Consider the following 15,491-nt stretch of genomic DNA (forward strand, 5'->3'; position numbering starts at 1 on the left):
GATCAACCCAATCTTTCTACATAGACCTTGATGCGGCCGCCGCATGACAGGCCGACTTGCCAGGCGGTCTCGTCTGCGACGCCGAATTCGAGCATTTTGGCCTTGCCGCTGTCGATAACCTCGACCGCCTCGGTGACTACGGCGCCTTCGACGCAGCCGCCCGAGACGGAGCCGTGGAAATTGCCTTGGGCGTCGATGACCAGGTGGCTGCCGACCGGGCGCGGCGCGGAGCCCCAGGTCTCGACCACGGTGGCAATGGCGACATCCTTGCCGTCCTTCATCCAGCCCTCCGCGATGATTAGCGGGTCGCGAGCCTCATCGAGATAGATACTGCGTTCCATGATTCCTCCTTGGGAGACATGTGGTTACGCGACGCGCTTCACGCCAGCCTCGATCCATCGGCGCGGGTCGACCGAACCCATAAAAACAGCACGGTTGCCAGCGACCGGTCCGCCACATAATCCGCACGGGTCAACAGATCGAGCGTCTCGTCGATCATCCGCGGCGCCGGACGCGGTTTTCCACTCGGTCATTCTGTCTCCGCGGGCGCGGCCACCTGAAAGCCTCTACAAAGCGTGGTAGCCGCGGTTGTGATAGATCAGCGGCCGCAAGTTATCGCCCATACGCAAACCTGTAACCTTGCCAAAAAGCACACGGTGGGTGGCCAGATCCTTGGAGTCGATCAGTTCGCAGTCGAAGACGGCGAGCGCGCCCTTCAGCGTCGGCGCACCAGTCGAGATCACATCCCATTCGGCCAACGCGAAACGCTCCTCGACCGGCAGGCCGGTCATGCCGGAAAAGCCGATCGACAGCGGCTCCTGATCCGAAGCCAGCGTGTTCAGGGCAAATTTGCCGTTTTCCACGAACGGCTCATTCTTGGGATTTTCGCGATTGAGGCAGACCAGGATGGTTGGCGGCGTGTCCGACACCGAGCAGGCCGCGATCACCGTCGCGCCGCGCCTGCCGGCGGGGCCATCGGTGGTGACTACATGCACATGACCGGCAAAATGGGCCATCGCGTCGCGGTAGGCCTGCGGCCCGATGTCATTCTTCTTCAGCACCGATGATTTTCCACTAGTCAGAACCAACCGTTATATATGGGGGGATATTGCAGCCCACAAGCGAAGTGCTTGACGTATATCCTGGATTCCCGTGTTGCGCCAAAGCTGGCCAGCCTTTAGGTCTTGACGGCATTGGCGCCGGCAGAACACGCGACCGGCGCGGAGGAATTCTTCGCTCGCATGCGACCTTGGACAACCACAATAGCGGTGCTGGCCTGGCTCTCGGTCGCCGGGGGTGCGAGCGCCGAGAGGCTGCTGGTCGGCGTCGCGGCACCGCTGTCGGGGCCGTCGGCGATCCTCGGCAAACAGATCGAGGCAGGCGCGACAATGGCGGCTGAAGCGAACGACGCCGAAATCACGACGATCGATGACGCCTGCACGGCCGATGGTGGCGCCGCCGCCGCGCGGGAGTTCGCCGCGGCCAAGGTCAACGTCGTCATCGGGTTTTTGTGCACCGACGCAATCGAGGCGGCTCTGCCGATCCTCAAGGATGCCGGCATACCGGTGATCACAGTCGGCGTTCGCACGGAAAGCCTGACCGACCGGCGCGCCAAGACGGGATGGCCGATCTATCGTCTCGGGCCGCGCGGCGACGACGAGCGCAATGCCGTCGCTGCCATCCTCACCCGCCTATGGCAGACCGAGCTGTTCGCCATCGTCGACGACGGCACGATCTATGGCCGCGAAATGGCCGAGACGTTTCGGGCAGCCGCCGAGCAAGCGGCCCTGAAGCCGGTGTTCGTCGACACGTTCCGGCCGCAGCTCGACAACCAGATCGGCCTGATCGGCCGACTTAAGAAAGCCGGCGCAACGCATGTCTTTGCCGGCGGCGACGGCGATGATGTCGCCGTTATGGGCCGGGATGCTGGCCAGCTAAATACCGGCATGGTGTTTGCGGGCGGCGAAGCGTTGCGCGCGCCGCTCGGCGATGTGCCTTATGCCATCGGCACGCTGATGATCGCGCCGCCCGAATGGGCCGATGTCGCCGACCCCAAGGTGCTGCAGAGCTTTGCCGGGCAAAACATCGTGCCGGAAGGTTACACCCTGCCCGCCTATGCCGCGGTCGAGATCGCCAAGTCGGCTTCGGCATTGACGCAAAGCTCCGGCGAGAGACTGGCCAACGTGCTGACCGCGCATGACTTCGCCACGGCGATCGGACCGATCCGCTTTGACGAAAAAGGTGACCTGACGCAAAATCCTTATCGAGCCTACCGTTTCGACGGCGGCCGTTTCGTGCCGGCGGAGAGCCAATGATGTCCAGCACGGGGATGTTCCGTACGGGTCCGCGCAATCTCATCACCGACGTCGCCGGCCTGCGTGTCGGCAATGCGGCGAATGCGAAGCTGAAATCCGGTGTGACCACCGTCATCTGCGACGAACCGGCCGTGGCCGGCGTGCAAATCCTGGGCGGTGCGCCAGGCACCCGCGAAACCGACCTGCTCGAGCCGCACAATTCGATCCACGCCATCCATGCCGTGGTGCTTTCGGGCGGCTCGGCTTTTGGCCTTGACGCCGCGTCGGGGGTGCAGGCGGCCTTGCGCGAAAGAGGCATCGGCGTCGAGGTCGGCGGCTTTCGGGTGCCGATCGTGCCGGCGGCGATCCTGTTCGACCTGCGCAATGGCGGTGACAAGGATTGGGGCCGGTATCCGCCTTACCGCGACCTTGGCTACGAAGCCGCGCAAGCCGCCGCGATCGACTTTGCGCTCGGCACTGCCGGCGCTGGTAGTGGGGCTTTGAGCTCCGGCCTGAAGGGCGGGCTCGGCTCGGCCTCGACAGTGCTGGACAGCGGCGTCACCATCGGCGCGCTCGCCGCCGTCAACCCGACGGGCTCGGTGACGGTCGCCGGGACCCGCCATTTCTGGGCGGCGCCGTTCGAGATCGGCGACGAGTTCGGCGGCTTAGGCTTTCCCCACCCAATGCCTGACGATGCCAGAAAGATCCTGCTGAAGTTCCGTGACAAGCATGCCGCAGAGCAGGCGGAAACCGGCGCCAATACGACCATCGCCGTGATCGCCACCGACGCGGTACTCACGAAGGCCGCCGCCAAACGCCTGGCGATATCAGCGCATGACGGCTTTGTCCGTGCCATTTGGCCGACGCACACGCCCGCAGACGGCGATCTGGTCTTCGCGCTGGCAACGGGCAAGAGTGGCATCGAGCTCAGGCCCAACGATGCGATCGATCTCTACGCCGCCGCCGGCGCCACGATGGCGCGCGCCATCAGCCGCGGCGTCTTTGCCGCGACGCCGGCCGAGAGCGATCTGTTCCCGGTCTGGTCGTCGCGCTGACCGCGCAGGGCTCATTCGGATTTGCCGTAACCGGACTGGACTTATGATCAAGTGGGGTCGGATTTTTCTTCCTCGAACGTGACCGCAACGTCCGAGTTTGCCGACAGCCGCACCTTCTGGCCCTCGACCTCGGCGACAAGGCTGAGAGGAATGAAGTGGTGATGACCCCTGTGAGCGCCCTCACCGCTGTCGCGCTTGGTCAGCTTGATGCGATCTCCGTCAACCTTGTCGACGGTACCGACATGGACCCCGTCGGCGCCGATCACTTCCATACGTTCGCGAATCTTGGCTGCATCTGTCATGGGGGTCTCCCTTATAGCGCCGCGCGCTTTTGGACGCGCAAAGGACGCTCTAAAACATTTTGAATCAATGCGCCGTACCTTCCGAAATCGATCCTGATTTTCGGAAGGCACGATGCGGTGAAGCTGCCGACAATAACAAACGACAGCCGGATTGGATGCATCGACTTTGTGTTTCAGTCAGCACGATCTTTTGACGGCATCGTGATAGGAATTTAACGGCGTCCACCGCCTGAATGGAATTCCCCATGCGAAATCTTGCTCTGTTTGCCGTCTGCCTGCTTGCCCAGCTTGCAACTTTGGCCGCCGCCCACGCAGGCGATGTCGCCGAGCTTGAGATCCTCGGCTTCAGCCGCGATGGCGGGGTCTTTGCCTTCGAGGAATACGGCGTCCAGGACGGATCGGGATTTCCCTATGCAAACCGCTATTATATCGACACGGCCGACGACAGTTTCCTGAAGGGCTCGCCGATCCGTGTCCGGCTCGACGACGAGAATGCCCCGGTGGACGCGGCGCGGCTGCAGGCCCGGCAAAAGGGCGAAGCGATCGTCAGTCAAGCGGAACTGAAGGCAAATCGCGGCATCACCGCCGGCTTCAACCCGGTGACCGAGCTTTCCGCCGATCCCTTCCGCATGGTGGTCAATCCGCGCCCGATCTTTTCGCCGGTCGACGAGCCGCTCGAGTTCCGGCTCGACCAGATCGGCATGAATGACACCGAGCGCTGCCAGAGCCAGGGCGAGATCAATGGCTTTCGCCTGCTGCGCATCGATGCGAAGGACGGCGGTCAGACGAGCATTATTCACGAGGACAAATCGATCCCGCAAAGCAGAGGCTGTCCGAATGGCTACCAGATCGGCGCGGTTCAGACATTTTCACTGGATAGCCTCAGCGCCTATGCCGTGCTGATCGCAGTGCGCCAATACGGGTTCGAGGGGCCGGACTATCGCTGGATCGCGGTAACCGGTCGCCTGTGACGTTCCCCGCCATGCGCTATCGCGCCCTGTATCGTCTCCGCCGCGCTCTGCCGTCGCTGCGCACGGCATTTGCCGGTGCCTTGCTGTGGGCCATGGCGATGGGCGCCAGCGCGCTGCTCAATTTGCTGCAGTACAATTGGGAGACCCCGGCAAAGATCCGCTTCGTCTCGCTGCTTTATGCAGCCGGCGGTGCGCTCGCTTTCCCGATTGGGCTGTTCCTGGCGCGGCTCGTCTCGCTCGGACGCCACTGGGAGATCGCCCTCGCCGCCGCCTTCGTCTGCCTTCTCGCAGCGACGATTGTCTTCACCGGCGGCCTCTTTGGGCTGCAATACCGCTCCTACTATGTCCAATGGCATGCGCCCGCGTTCACCATCACCTGGGTTTTCCAGTTCGTGTTCACGATGTTGACGGCACTCTACCAGTTCGTCGTCCTTGGCATCCGGCTGTATTTTCCGCTCGGTTTCATTGCGCTCGCTGTCGCCAGTGTCTGGTTTGCGCGCCAGCAACGTTGAGCATTTTGCCTGCCTCTGTTAGGACGCGGGCAAATGCTCTCGCAAGTCAGGACCGACTGATGATCCCTCGCTACTCCCGGCCGGAAATGGTGGCCATCTGGTCGCCCGAAACCCGGTTCCGCATCTGGTTCGAGATCGAGGCCTACGCCTGCGACGCATTGGCCGAGCTCGGCGTCATCCCGAAGGAGGCCGCTAAGACCATCTGGGAGAAAGGCGGGGCGGCGAAATTCGATGTCGAAGCCATCGACGAGATCGAGCGCGTCACCAAGCATGACGTCATCGCCTTCCTCACCCATCTTGCCGAATTCGTCGGCCCGGATGCCCGCTTCATCCACCAGGGCATGACATCCTCCGACGTTCTCGACACCTGTTTTGCCGTGCAACTCACCAGGGCCAGCGATATCCTCCTGGCCGATATTGACGGGCTGCTTGCGGCGCTCAAGCGCCGCGCCTTCGAGCACAAGGATACGATTACCATCGGCCGCAGCCACGGCATCCATGCCGAGCCGACCACCTTCGGCGTCAAGCTGGCGCAGGCCTATGCCGAATTCTCGCGTTGCCGCGAGAGGCTGGTGCACGCGCGCGAGGACATCGCCACCTGCGCCATATCCGGTGCGGTCGGCACCTTTGCCAATATCGACCCATATGTCGAAGAATACGTGGCCAAGAAACTCGGACTGAAGCCGGAGCCGGTGTCGACGCAGGTGATCCCGCGCGACCGCCACGCGATGTTCTTCGCCACGCTCGGCGTGATCGCCTCGTCGATCGAGCGGCTGGCGATCGAGGTGCGCCATCTGCAGCGCACGGAGGTACTCGAAGCAGAAGAGTACTTTTCACCCGGCCAGAAGGGTTCGTCGGCGATGCCGCACAAGCGCAACCCGGTGCTGACCGAGAATCTAACCGGCCTTGCCCGCATGGTGCGCTCGTTCGCATTGCCGGCAATGGAGAATGTGGCGCTGTGGCACGAGCGCGACATCTCGCATTCCTCGGTCGAGCGCATGATCGGGCCCGACGCGACGGTGACGCTCGATTTCGCGCTCTCACGGCTGACCAGCGTTGTCGACAAACTGCTCGTCTACCCCGACAACATGCTGAAGAACATGAACAAATTCCGTGGCCTTGTGCATTCGCAGCGCGTGCTGCTGGCGCTGACGCAAGCTGGCGTTTCGCGCGAGGACGCCTACCGGCTGGTGCAGCGCAACGCGATGAAGGTGTGGGAGCAAGGCGCTGATTTTCTTGAGGAACTTTTGGCCGACAAGGACGTTGTCGCTGCCCTGCCCGAGGCCGAGATCCGCGAGAAATTCGACTTGGGCTATCATACCAAGCACGTCGATACGATCTTCAGCCGAGTGTTCGGAGAGGCCTGATGATTTCGTCGGCCGGAGATTTCGATTTCCTTGCCCTGCCCGGGCGCGGCAACTCCGGGCCGGATCATTGGATGTCGCATTGGTGCCGGGTGTTCCCCAATTCGAGCCGCGTGCTGCAGGCCGAGTGGGACCGGCCTAAGCCCGGGGACTGGATCGGCCAGGTGGATGCGGCGGTGGCCGCCGCACCGCGCCGCGTCGTGCTACTTGCGCATTCGCTGGCGGTGGCGACGGCGGTGAAGTGGGCTGCTAGTGCCAGTCAAAGCCAACTCGACAAGGTCGCGGCGGCATTCCTGGTTGCCGCGACCAATGTCGAGGATACCGATCCCTCATTCGACGCGGTGCGCCCGTTCGCGCCGATGCCGCTGAAGCGCCTGCCCTTCCCGGCATTGGTGGTGGCGAGTCGCAGCGACCCGCGCGTCACTTTCGACAAGGCGACCGCTTTTGCCGCAGCCTGGGGCGCGGATATCGCCGATGCCGGCGATCTCGGCCACATGGGAAACGAGGCCGGCCTCGGCCTATGGCCGGCGGGCCTGCTGATGCTTGGCCGCTTGCTTGAAAAGGCCAAGCTCTAACCGAACTACGCCTTGCCGGGAACGGTCCTGATCACCGTGCCCCACGGATCCTCGCGGGTCGTTGCATCAGCCACATTGTCCGAACGCATCTCGACCCAGGCCAAGCCGGAGCGGGCGGGATCGCGGCGACCGGCGCTCGCGCTCTGCCACGCATTTGCGCCAATGTGGTGATGATAGCCGCCGGACGACAGGAACACCGCCGCGCCACCGTATTTTGCCACGGTGTCGAAACCGAACTCCTGATGCCACCATGCTTCGGCTTCTTCCGGCCGGCCGACCCGCAGATGGACGTGGCCGATAATGCTGTTTTCCGGCGCGCCCTGCCAGCCGACGTCACCGGCCGGCACTTCGGCAATGACCGACGGAATGTTCAGCCGCTCCGTCGCCATCGCGATCTTGTCGCCATTCCATTTCCAATCCTGGGGGCGGCGGTCGGCATAGATCTCGATGCCGTTGCCTTCCGGGTCGGTAAGATAAAGCGCCTCGCTGACCAGATGATCGGACGCGCCCTCGATGCCAATCTTGCCCGCGATGGCGTGGTTGATCCAGCGGCCGAGATCGACCCGGCTAGGGAGCAGGAAGGCGGTGTGGAAAAGACCGGCGCTGCGCGGGTCATCGGGTTTCGCAGCCGGATCCGCTTCGATGTCGAGCAAAGGGCGATTGACTGCGCCGAGCGTAATCGTGCCGCCGGCGCGGCTCAGTTCCTGTAAACCGACGACTTTGCGATAGTAGGCAGCGAGATTTTCTGCATCGCGCGCCCGCAAGCCGACGCGGGCAACGCTGACCGGGGTCGTTGCGGCAAAAGGCAGTTCGCTCATCAAAGTGCTCCGTTCAGCCGGCGCTCGACAAGCTTCCAACGGAGGAACCCGGCGCCATCGATCATTCTACGCCGTGTCCGTGCCAAAATCTCGGAACAGCCATTCTTTCCTGGCGACAGATCGTCGATCGCTATCGTTCACACAAGAGCGCAAGAAGCGAACAAGGTGTTCACAATGGCGAGCAGACCGGGCTCATGAGAGGTGCGTTTGCATGTCGCTGTTGAGTTTATACCCGGTTGCACCCGACAGCGCCTCTCGCTACATGCGCGCCATGAAAGTCAGGGAAGCAGATATTCTCATCGTGCCGGGCTACACCAATTCCGGCCCCGATCATTGGCAGAGCCGCTGGCAGTCGAAACTATCGACAGCGCGCCGCGTCGAACAGACGGAATGGTCGAAGCCGGTGCGCGAGGATTGGACGGCCGGTGTCGCCAAGGCGGTTAACGAGGCCGAGCGGCCGGTCGTCATTGTCGCTCACTCGCTTGGCGTCGCCGCGGTCATCCAGGCATTGTCTCGGTTCGAGCGACCGGTCGCCGGCGCTTTCTTCGTGGCGCCGCCCGATGTCGCCAATCCAAAGATAAAGCCGAGGCACCTGATGACCTTCGGTCCCTATCCGCGCGATCCTCTGCCATTTCCGTCGGTGGTGATCGCCAGCCGCAACGACCCGTTCTGCGCCTTTGGCGTCGCCGAGGACATTGCCGCGGCCTGGGGCTCGCTATTCATCGACGCCGGCGATGCCGGTCATCTCAACGCGGATTCCGGCTTCGGCCCCTGGCCCGAAGGTTCGATGACGTTCGCGAAATTCCTGACGGATCTCTAGGAAGCGATCGAATCCCTGACGCTGCTCAGCAGAGTCTTTGCCCCAAGCGAAATCAGCGAATGCTCCGAACCCATCGCCAGCAGCCGGTAACCCATCGACACCACACGACCGGCAATGGCCGGTTCCATCACATAGATCGCCGCATGCTTGCCGGCCTTGCGGGTGCGCTCGGCGATCGAGGCGACGGTCTCCATCATGCTCTCCAGCGTCGAACTGACGGTGGTCCCCTTCGACCAGGCGATCGAGAAATCCGACGGGCCGAGGAAGATCCCGTCGATACCCGGCGTGTCGAGGATGCCGTCGAGTGCATCAAGCGCGGCGCGCGTTTCGACCATGGCGAACGCCATGGTGCGCTGGTTGCTGTCGCGCAGCCAGTCCGCATGATCGCCCTTGTCGTGGCGCGGAAAGGCATAGGTGGGGCCCCAGGAGCGCTCGCCGAGCGGCGGGTATTTCATGGCGGCGGCAAACAGCCTTGCGTCCGCCACTGAATTCACCATCGGCGCAATCACAGCCTCGGCGCCGAAGTCGAGCGCGCGGCTGGCCATGTCGAAGCGGCCGACCGGGATGCGCACCAAAGCCGGCTTGTTGGCGGCCAGCACCGGTACAAGCCCGCGTAGCACGCTGTCCTCGTGATGGCCACCATGCTGCATGTCGAGCGTAACCGCGTCGAATCCTTGTCTGGCCAGTATCTCGACCGTCAAAGCATCCGGCACGCCTGACCATGCGGTGAACAGTGTCTCGTCGGCCGCAAGGCGTGACTTCAGGGACATTGGCGATTTCCTCTTTGGTTGCAACAATTCAGCCGGAAATGACCGCAAAGGCAAAGAAAAACCGCCCGGTTGGGCCGAGCGGTCGATTGGTCCAGCATTCGATCGGTATCGAAAAGGGTCAGGTGTTCTTGATCTGCTCGATCGCCTGCGCCATCAATTCATCCATGGTGCGGCGGATCTGATGGTCCGATTGGTCAATGCCGGCCGCATCAAAATCCTTGCGTATCTTGCGGAAAACGTCGTGATCGCCGGCTTCCTCAATGTCGCTGACGACCACTTCCCTGGCATAAGCGTCGGCATCGGTGCCTGACTTGCCGAGCTTTTCGGCAGCCCACAGGCCGAGCGCTCTGTTGCGGCGTGCCGCGGCCTTGAACCGAAGTTCCTCGTCGAATGCGAATTTGCGCTCAAAGCCCTCTTCGCGGTCTTTCATGCTGCTCATGGCATCCCTCCGTGAAATCCGATTCGTCGTGCCAATATGTGTTGCCGGAGCACAAACCAAAAGGGCGCCGGCCGGTCAATATGCTACATTGCTTGCTGCGCTGCGGCATTTCGGTCCCCGAAAGCGGTTGATTGGAAGGATTTGCCGATTGAGCAAACAGTGCGATTGGGATAGACACCGGCATTGAACCCCACCGTCGCCATCTTATTTTAGGCAGACGGACAGGAACTGGTCGCTTGCCGCCTGCCCGCAAATCCAGAGAAAAATCAGATGAAAAATCGCCGCCGCATTTATGAAGGCAAGGCCAAGATCCTTTATGAGGGACCGGAGCCTGGCACGCTGATCCAGTTCTTCAAGGACGACGCTACCGCTTTCAACAAGAAGAAGCATGAAATCGTCGATGGCAAAGGCGTGCTCAACAACCGCATTTCCGAGCACATCTTCAATCATCTCAACCGGATGGGCATTCCGACCCACTTCATCCGCCGGCTCAACATGCGTGAACAGCTGATCAAGGAAGTCGAGATCATTCCACTCGAAGTGGTGGTGCGCAACGTCGCCGCCGGCTCGCTGGCCAAGCGTCTCGGCATCGAGGAAGGCACCGTGCTGCCGCGCTCGATCATCGAATTCTATTACAAGGCCGATGCGCTCGACGATCCGATGGTCTCGGAAGAGCACATCACCGCCTTCGGCTGGGCGAGCCCGCAGGAGATCGACGATGTCATGGCGCTGGCCATTCGCGTCAACGACTTCCTTTCCGGACTGTTCATGGGCGTCGGCATCCAGCTCGTCGATTTCAAAATCGAATGCGGCCGCCTGTTCGAAGGCGACATGATGCGCATCGTCGTCGCCGACGAGATTTCGCCGGATTCCTGCCGGCTGTGGGATGTGGCGACGCAGGACAAGCTCGACAAGGATCGTTTCCGCCGCGACATGGGCGGGCTGGTCGAAGCCTATCAGGAAGTTGCCCGCCGCCTCGGCATCATGAACGAGAACGAACCGCCGCGTCCGGCCGGGCCGGTGCTGGTCGCATCGACCGACGGCGTCAAAGGCAAGCCGCACTGATGGCTTGCCCGCTCAACAGGTGAACAGGAGCATGTCCAGCGTGATCAAGGCCCGCATTACCGTAACCCTCAAGAACGGCGTGCTAGACCCACAAGGCAAGGCAATCGAGCATGCGCTGTCCGCAATGGGTTTCGGCGGCGTCGGCCAGGTGCGGCAAGGCAAGGTTTTCGATGTCGAGCTTGCCGAGGGCGACAGGGCCAAGGCCGAGGCCGATCTGAAAGCCATGTGCGACAAGCTTCTGGCGAATACGGTGATTGAGAATTACGCGGTGGAGATCGCCTGAGGTGAAATCAGCCGTCGTCCTGCTCCCCGGCCTCAATCGCGACCGCGACATGATCGCGGCGCTGACCAAGATTTCCGGCACGCCGCCGGTCACCGTCTGGCAGACGGACACCGAAATTCCCGATGTCGACCTGATCGCCATTCCCGGCGGCTTTTCCTTTGGCGATTATCTGCGCTGCGGCGCCATTGCCGCGCGCATGCCGGTACTGCGGGCTGTCGCCGAAAAGGCAGCCAAGGGCGTCATGGTCATCGGCGTCTGCAATGGCTTCCAGATCCTGGTCGAGGCCGGCCTGCTGCCGGGCGCTTTGATGCGCAACACCTCGCTGAAATTCGTCTGCCGCCAGGTGAAGCTGCAGATCGCCAATGCCAACACGATGTTCACCCGCCGCTACCAGCCGGGCCAGATCATCCGCGCGCCGGTGGCGCACCATGACGGCAATTATTTTGCCGACGCCGAAACTTTGGCCCGCCTCGAAGGCGAAGGCCAGGTGGTGTTCCGCTATGCCGAAGGCACCAATCCCAACGGCTCGATCAACGACATTGCCGGCATCGTTAACGGCCGCGGCAACGTGCTCGGCCTGATGCCGCATCCCGAGAACCTGATCGAAGTGGCGCATGGCGGCAGCGACGGCCGGGCGCTGTTCGAAAGCGCCTTGGGCATCGCCGCTTGATGCCTTCAATTTTCCTCCTGGAGCGACGGTCATGAAACTCTATTCGCGGCCGTTGTCGCCCTATTCGTCGATCGTGCGGGCGCTGGCCTACATCAAGAACGTGCCGCTGAAGGTCATTGCACCGCCGCCTGGGTTTCCCATCCCCGAGGCATTTCGTGCCATCTCGCCGCTGAACCGGATTCCGGTGCTGATCACCGGCTCGGGCGAAACGATCGTCGAATCGGTGGTGATTGCCGAATATCTGGAGGAGCGCTTTCCCGAGCCAGCGCTGCTGCCCAAGGATTCGAAGGACCGGGCATTGGTGCGCATGTTCGCTCGCATCACCGACCTTGACGTGCTCGCCCCCACCATGAAGCTGTTTGAGCTCTATTTCGTGCCGCAGCGCAACGAGGCCGAGATCAAGGCACAGTTCGCCCGACTGCATCACGGGCTTGCGGCAATCGAGGCCCGCATGGCGCATGGCCCGTTTGCACTCGGCGACGACATCTCATTCGCCGATGCGTGGCTGACGCCGACCCGCTTCGTCTTCAACAATTTTAGGGCGACGATCGGCCGCCCCGACCTGCTTGATGCCTATCCGAAATTCGATGCCTATGAGCAAATCGCCTTGCAGCATCCGGCGCTGTCGCGCGTCTGGGGTGAGATGACAGACGGTCTGAAGATCTTTCTGTCCGAACTCGAGATGGGCGCCGCTTGACCATGCGATCGACACTGGCCCGCCTCGCCCTCGCCGCTTCCGCCGGTCTTGTACTCGCCTCCTGCCAGTCAGGCCCGAAGAGCACGCCAGCGCCGGCGGGCAAGAGCGCGTCACTGCTTGCCATGGAGCAGGTGGCAATAGCTGCCCACAAATGCTGGATCGCCAGCAAGGACCCTGCGTTCAAATCCTACCAGATGGCCAACGAACTGAATTCGTTCAGCGGCACGCCGCGCTTCCTGCTGGTGCCGGCCAAACACTATGGCGGAAAGCCGTTGCTGGTCGTGCAGGCGCAAGGCAATTCGAGCCGCGTCGACGTGTTCGGCCCATTGATGTCGGAACCGCTCGGCGCCCGCATCGGCTCGGACATTGCCCGCTGGCAGGCGGGCAATCCGGCCTGCGCTGCTGCTGCCTAGCCCAATGGGTCGCTTGCTGCAGATCACCGGTCTGGTCGTCGGCCTGGCCGGGCTCGTCCTGCAGCTCTGCATCACCGTCCCGGCATCAATGGAAGCCGGCCGCGGCTTTGTCGGCTCGCTGGTCTTCTATTTCAGCTTCTTCACCATCCTGACCAATATCGGCGCGGTGCTCGTCCATGCCTCGTTGCTGTCGTCAGCGGGTTATGCCTGGTTTCCGGCTTTTGCCGCCCCACGGATGCGGGCGGGCGTAGCCGTCGCCATAACGCTGGTTCTCATCGTTTATGCAACGGTCTTGGCGCAGCTTTGGCAGCCGCGAGGGCTGTTCCTGCTCTGCGATGTGCTCTTGCACTATGTGACGCCGGTGTTGTTCGTGCTGTGGTGGCTTGTGGCGGGCGCCGACGGCTCGACGCGGTGGCGTGACATCTCCTGGTGGATGATTTATCCGATCGCGTATCTGGCCTACGCGCTGCTGCGGGCGCCGATTGCCGGTGAAGTGCCCTACCCGTTCCTAGATCTCGCCAAGAACGGCGCGACCAGCGTCGCCGTCTCGGCCGTGGCCATCACGGGGCTTTTTCTCGTGCTATGTATTGTGGCGGTGCTTGTGGACCGTGGCGTCGCGCGGCTCAGGACGGCGAGCGTCCGCTGAAGCGCTCGAACGCATCAGTCCCAGAACGGCCTCAGACCTTCACGATGGGCATCGCAGCGCGAGATACCGATGTCCTTGAGCTGATCGTCGGTCATCTCGAGCAGGACCAGCCGACTGCGCCGGCGCTCCAGCAGACCGTCGATCCATCGGACGAATGACGTGACCACTTGCGCGATCCGGCGAACATAGGATCTCCGGCCCGACGAGCGGCTTCCGGTCAATTCAACTGCCGCGTAGCGGATTGTCTCTATTGCGCCCATTGTCTTTCTGCCAAGATTGCAATTGTGCCTTTCGTGCGGCCCGCTTCATATGTATTGACTCTCATTTCGGTGCAATGTAAAAAATTGTCACCATGACAAGTTGGCTTCCAGACCTGACCGCCCGCACCGGCCCGCTCTATCAGCGGCTTGCCGATTCCATCGAGACGGACATCGACCGCGGCCTGATCGGTGCAGGGGCAAAGCTGCCGCCGCAGCGCGATCTGGCATACGACATCGGCACGACCGTCGGCACGGTCGGCAGGGCCTATCAATTGCTGCGCGAGCGGGGATTGGTCAGCGGCGAGGTCGGCCGCGGAACCTACGTTATCGCTCAACAGTCGGAGAGCGCAAAGCCGGATTTCCTAGGGCCGGTCGAACAAGGCACACGCTATATGGATGCGCCCGGCGACAAGCTGCGCTTCGATAGCACGGCCGCACCGGATGTCGGCCAGGGTGCCATCGTCGCCGACGTGTTGACACGCACGGCGCAAGACCATCCGCATGAGATTTCAAGCTATACTCGTGATTTCCCGGACCGCTGGTTGGAAGCGGGCAGGCGCTGGCTGTCGCGCAATTCCTATCGCCCGGCGGCGGATGCAATCGTTCCCACGCTCGGCACCCACGCCGCGGTGATGGCAACCATTGCGGGACTCACCGCCCCAGGCGACTATGTCGTCTTCGAGCACCTCACCTATTCGCAGATCTCCCGCAGTGCCGGCCTGATCGGTCGCCGGACCGCACTGGTGGCGGCTGACGACGAGGGCATAGATCCCCAGGATTTCGAGCGCGTCTGCGCACAAAAGCATCCGAAGATGATGTTTTTGATGCCGACGGCCAAGAACCCGACGCTGACAACGCTGTCGGCATCGCGCCGCGAAGCAATCGCGCATGTCGCCCGTCAATATAACGTCGTCCTGATCGAGGACGATCTCTATGGCGGACTGACCGATGACCCAACGCCTTTAATGGCCGAATATGCTCCCGAACGGACCATCGTTGCCGGCGGCCTGTCGAAATCGGTCGCGGCGGGTGTTCGCGGCGGTTGGCTCGCTTGCCCGCCGGCCTACCGTCACCGCATCCGGGTCGCCCATAAGATGATGACGGGCGGCCTGCCCTTTCTGCTGGCGGAGGTGGGCAGCCGGCTGGTGCTGTCCGGTCAGGCCGCCGAGATGCGCAAGCGCAGCATTGCCGAGATCGGTGCGCGCATCGCGATCGTGCGCGAGACACTCGACGGCTTCGACTTCCAGGCGCTGGACAATGTGCCGTTCGTCTGGCTCACTTTGCCCGACCCGTGGCTGTCCGGCACTTTCAAACAGGCTTGCCTCGAACATAGCGTGCTCATCGACGACGAGGATGAGTTCAAGGCAGGGCGTTCCGAACAGGCCTTTCACGGCGTGCGGTTTGGCATCTCGCAGCCGCGACAGCGGGACGATATCGCGCACGGCGTCGCGGTGATCCGGCGGCTTCTGGACGAGGGCCGCGCCGGCTACGACAGCTTTTCCTGAACCGGCTTGAAACCGGCGGGTCGAGTGGCGAT

The 15,491-nt window shown here is 62.6% G+C and carries 21 protein-coding genes and 1 pseudogene; 14 read left to right on the forward strand and 8 right to left on the reverse strand.

Translation table 11 applies throughout. The features are described from left to right. Window positions 1-2: 2 nt before the first annotated feature. The 3 genes and pseudogenes from NKH83_RS17020 to NKH83_RS17030 form a co-directional block, all read right to left on the reverse strand. Window positions 3-341 carry an XdhC family protein gene (locus NKH83_RS17020; RefSeq protein WP_352477376.1) on the reverse strand — a complete coding sequence of 113 codons (339 nt, stop codon included), beginning with the start codon at window positions 339-341 and terminating at the stop codon, window positions 3-5. Between the two features lie 62 nt (window positions 342-403). Beyond that, window positions 404-499: pseudogene (locus tag NKH83_RS17025) on the reverse strand (AAA family ATPase); the annotation flags it as partial. A gap of 67 nt (window positions 500-566) precedes the next feature. Continuing rightward, a complete protein-coding gene (locus tag NKH83_RS17030) occupies window positions 567-1,061 on the reverse strand; it encodes a flavin reductase (protein WP_254817660.1) in 495 nt (164 codons plus the stop codon). 180 nt (window positions 1,062-1,241) lie between these two features. On the opposite strand from NKH83_RS17030, the gene NKH83_RS17035 reads away from it, so the two are divergent. Beyond that, window positions 1,242-2,315 carry a branched-chain amino acid ABC transporter substrate-binding protein gene (locus tag NKH83_RS17035; RefSeq protein ID WP_352805950.1) on the forward strand — a complete coding sequence of 358 codons (1,074 nt, stop codon included), beginning with the start codon at window positions 1,242-1,244 and terminating at the stop codon, window positions 2,313-2,315. Window positions 2,316-2,329: 14 nt separating this feature from the next. After that, complete coding sequence (locus NKH83_RS17040) at window positions 2,330-3,349, forward strand: P1 family peptidase (RefSeq protein WP_352477511.1); 1,020 nt, start codon at window positions 2,330-2,332, stop codon at window positions 3,347-3,349. Between the two features lie 47 nt (window positions 3,350-3,396). Here the strand turns inward: NKH83_RS17040 and NKH83_RS17045 are convergent, their stop codons facing one another. Continuing rightward, window positions 3,397-3,651, reverse strand: a complete 255-nt coding sequence (locus NKH83_RS17045) for a DUF2171 domain-containing protein (RefSeq protein ID WP_254817658.1) — start codon at window positions 3,649-3,651, stop codon at window positions 3,397-3,399. 245 nt (window positions 3,652-3,896) lie between these two features. On the opposite strand from NKH83_RS17045, the gene NKH83_RS17050 reads away from it, so the two are divergent. The 4 genes from NKH83_RS17050 to NKH83_RS17065 are packed head-to-tail and all read left to right on the forward strand — an operon-like array spanning window position 3,897 to window position 7,073. Then, a complete protein-coding gene (locus NKH83_RS17050; protein WP_352477373.1) occupies window positions 3,897-4,622 on the forward strand; it encodes a DUF2259 domain-containing protein in 726 nt (241 codons plus the stop codon). Window positions 4,623-4,633: 11 nt separating this feature from the next. Further along, window positions 4,634-5,134, forward strand: a complete 501-nt coding sequence (locus tag NKH83_RS17055) for a hypothetical protein (RefSeq protein WP_352477372.1) — start codon at window positions 4,634-4,636, stop codon at window positions 5,132-5,134. 59 nt (window positions 5,135-5,193) lie between these two features. After that, on the forward strand, window positions 5,194-6,501 hold the full coding sequence (purB, locus tag NKH83_RS17060) for an adenylosuccinate lyase (RefSeq protein WP_352477371.1): 1,308 nt from the start codon (window positions 5,194-5,196) through the stop codon (window positions 6,499-6,501). Further along, entirely contained in the window at window positions 6,501-7,073 is a 573-nt protein-coding gene (locus tag NKH83_RS17065; RefSeq protein WP_254817654.1) for an RBBP9/YdeN family alpha/beta hydrolase, read from the forward strand. Before purB ends, NKH83_RS17065 begins: the two co-directional genes overlap by 1 nt. A 5-nt stretch (window positions 7,074-7,078) precedes the next feature. Here the strand turns inward: NKH83_RS17065 and NKH83_RS17070 are convergent, their stop codons facing one another. Next, window positions 7,079-7,891, reverse strand: a complete 813-nt coding sequence (locus NKH83_RS17070; protein ID WP_352477370.1) for a VOC family protein — start codon at window positions 7,889-7,891, stop codon at window positions 7,079-7,081. Window positions 7,892-8,162: 271 nt separating this feature from the next. Between NKH83_RS17070 and NKH83_RS17075 the strand changes: the two genes are divergently transcribed. Further along, window positions 8,163-8,711 carry an RBBP9/YdeN family alpha/beta hydrolase gene (locus tag NKH83_RS17075; RefSeq protein WP_352477510.1) on the forward strand — a complete coding sequence of 183 codons (549 nt, stop codon included), beginning with the start codon at window positions 8,163-8,165 and terminating at the stop codon, window positions 8,709-8,711. Here NKH83_RS17075 and NKH83_RS17080 read toward each other — a convergent pair. Further along, window positions 8,708-9,481 carry an HpcH/HpaI aldolase family protein gene (locus NKH83_RS17080; protein WP_352477369.1) on the reverse strand — a complete coding sequence of 258 codons (774 nt, stop codon included), beginning with the start codon at window positions 9,479-9,481 and terminating at the stop codon, window positions 8,708-8,710. The genes NKH83_RS17075 and NKH83_RS17080 overlap by 4 nt on opposite strands. Window positions 9,482-9,599: 118 nt before the next feature. Further along, a complete protein-coding gene (locus NKH83_RS17085) occupies window positions 9,600-9,920 on the reverse strand; it encodes a DUF1476 domain-containing protein (protein WP_254817651.1) in 321 nt (106 codons plus the stop codon). Between the two features lie 270 nt (window positions 9,921-10,190). Between NKH83_RS17085 and purC the strand changes: the two genes are divergently transcribed. The 6 genes from purC to NKH83_RS17115 are packed head-to-tail and all read left to right on the forward strand — an operon-like array spanning window position 10,191 to window position 13,694. After that, window positions 10,191-10,985, forward strand: coding sequence for a phosphoribosylaminoimidazolesuccinocarboxamide synthase (purC, locus tag NKH83_RS17090; RefSeq protein WP_023674725.1), 795 nt, complete (start codon window positions 10,191-10,193; stop codon window positions 10,983-10,985). Window positions 10,986-11,025: 40 nt separating this feature from the next. Then, complete coding sequence (purS, locus tag NKH83_RS17095) at window positions 11,026-11,268, forward strand: phosphoribosylformylglycinamidine synthase subunit PurS (protein WP_352477508.1); 243 nt, start codon at window positions 11,026-11,028, stop codon at window positions 11,266-11,268. 1 nt (window position 11,269) lies between these two features. Next, window positions 11,270-11,938, forward strand: coding sequence for a phosphoribosylformylglycinamidine synthase subunit PurQ (purQ, locus tag NKH83_RS17100; RefSeq protein WP_352477368.1), 669 nt, complete (start codon window positions 11,270-11,272; stop codon window positions 11,936-11,938). 31 nt (window positions 11,939-11,969) lie between these two features. Further along, on the forward strand, window positions 11,970-12,635 hold the full coding sequence (locus NKH83_RS17105; RefSeq protein ID WP_352477367.1) for a glutathione S-transferase family protein: 666 nt from the start codon (window positions 11,970-11,972) through the stop codon (window positions 12,633-12,635). A 2-nt stretch (window positions 12,636-12,637) separates the two neighbouring features. Next, on the forward strand, window positions 12,638-13,048 hold the full coding sequence (locus NKH83_RS17110; RefSeq protein WP_352477366.1) for a hypothetical protein: 411 nt from the start codon (window positions 12,638-12,640) through the stop codon (window positions 13,046-13,048). 4 nt (window positions 13,049-13,052) lie between these two features. Then, window positions 13,053-13,694: a Pr6Pr family membrane protein gene (locus tag NKH83_RS17115; RefSeq protein WP_352805960.1), complete on the forward strand. Its 642-nt coding sequence runs from the start codon at window positions 13,053-13,055 to the stop codon at window positions 13,692-13,694. Between the two features lie 14 nt (window positions 13,695-13,708). Here the strand turns inward: NKH83_RS17115 and NKH83_RS17120 are convergent, their stop codons facing one another. Further along, window positions 13,709-13,954: a DUF1127 domain-containing protein gene (locus tag NKH83_RS17120; RefSeq protein ID WP_352477364.1), complete on the reverse strand. Its 246-nt coding sequence runs from the start codon at window positions 13,952-13,954 to the stop codon at window positions 13,709-13,711. A gap of 92 nt (window positions 13,955-14,046) precedes the next feature. On the opposite strand from NKH83_RS17120, the gene NKH83_RS17125 reads away from it, so the two are divergent. Continuing rightward, window positions 14,047-15,459 (forward strand): aminotransferase-like domain-containing protein, encoded by a 1,413-nt coding sequence (locus NKH83_RS17125; protein WP_352477362.1) that lies wholly within the window; start codon window positions 14,047-14,049, stop codon window positions 15,457-15,459. The last annotated feature ends 32 nt before the right edge of the window (window positions 15,460-15,491 follow it).

Origin of the sequence: Mesorhizobium sp. M0909 (assembly GCF_040319515.1) — a bacterium.
GTDB lineage: Bacteria > Pseudomonadota > Alphaproteobacteria > Rhizobiales > Rhizobiaceae > Mesorhizobium.

Coding starts and splice junctions, on each gene's coding strand:
- purB (WP_352477371.1), top strand. CDS start 5,194: ATGATCCCTCGCTACTCCCGGCCGGAAATGGTGGCCATCTGGTCGCCC.
- NKH83_RS17050 (WP_352477373.1), top strand. CDS start 3,897: ATGCGAAATCTTGCTCTGTTTGCCGTCTGCCTGCTTGCCCAGCTTGCA.
- NKH83_RS17080 (WP_352477369.1), bottom strand. CDS start 9,481: ATGTCCCTGAAGTCACGCCTTGCGGCCGACGAGACACTGTTCACCGCA.
- NKH83_RS17125 (WP_352477362.1), top strand. CDS start 14,047: ATGACAAGTTGGCTTCCAGACCTGACCGCCCGCACCGGCCCGCTCTAT.
- NKH83_RS17040 (WP_352477511.1), top strand. CDS start 2,330: ATGTTCCGTACGGGTCCGCGCAATCTCATCACCGACGTCGCCGGCCTG.
- NKH83_RS17085 (WP_254817651.1), bottom strand. CDS start 9,920: ATGAGCAGCATGAAAGACCGCGAAGAGGGCTTTGAGCGCAAATTCGCA.
- NKH83_RS17020 (WP_352477376.1), bottom strand. CDS start 341: ATGGAACGCAGTATCTATCTCGATGAGGCTCGCGACCCGCTAATCATC.
- NKH83_RS17055 (WP_352477372.1), top strand. CDS start 4,634: ATGCGCTATCGCGCCCTGTATCGTCTCCGCCGCGCTCTGCCGTCGCTG.
- NKH83_RS17105 (WP_352477367.1), top strand. CDS start 11,970: ATGAAACTCTATTCGCGGCCGTTGTCGCCCTATTCGTCGATCGTGCGG.
- NKH83_RS17065 (WP_254817654.1), top strand. CDS start 6,501: ATGATTTCGTCGGCCGGAGATTTCGATTTCCTTGCCCTGCCCGGGCGC.
- NKH83_RS17070 (WP_352477370.1), bottom strand. CDS start 7,891: ATGAGCGAACTGCCTTTTGCCGCAACGACCCCGGTCAGCGTTGCCCGC.
- NKH83_RS17075 (WP_352477510.1), top strand. CDS start 8,163: ATGAAAGTCAGGGAAGCAGATATTCTCATCGTGCCGGGCTACACCAAT.
- NKH83_RS17120 (WP_352477364.1), bottom strand. CDS start 13,954: ATGGGCGCAATAGAGACAATCCGCTACGCGGCAGTTGAATTGACCGGA.
- purC (WP_023674725.1), top strand. CDS start 10,191: ATGAAAAATCGCCGCCGCATTTATGAAGGCAAGGCCAAGATCCTTTAT.
- NKH83_RS17045 (WP_254817658.1), bottom strand. CDS start 3,651: ATGACAGATGCAGCCAAGATTCGCGAACGTATGGAAGTGATCGGCGCC.
- NKH83_RS17035 (WP_352805950.1), top strand. CDS start 1,242: ATGCGACCTTGGACAACCACAATAGCGGTGCTGGCCTGGCTCTCGGTC.
- NKH83_RS17110 (WP_352477366.1), top strand. CDS start 12,638: ATGCGATCGACACTGGCCCGCCTCGCCCTCGCCGCTTCCGCCGGTCTT.
- NKH83_RS17115 (WP_352805960.1), top strand. CDS start 13,053: ATGGGTCGCTTGCTGCAGATCACCGGTCTGGTCGTCGGCCTGGCCGGG.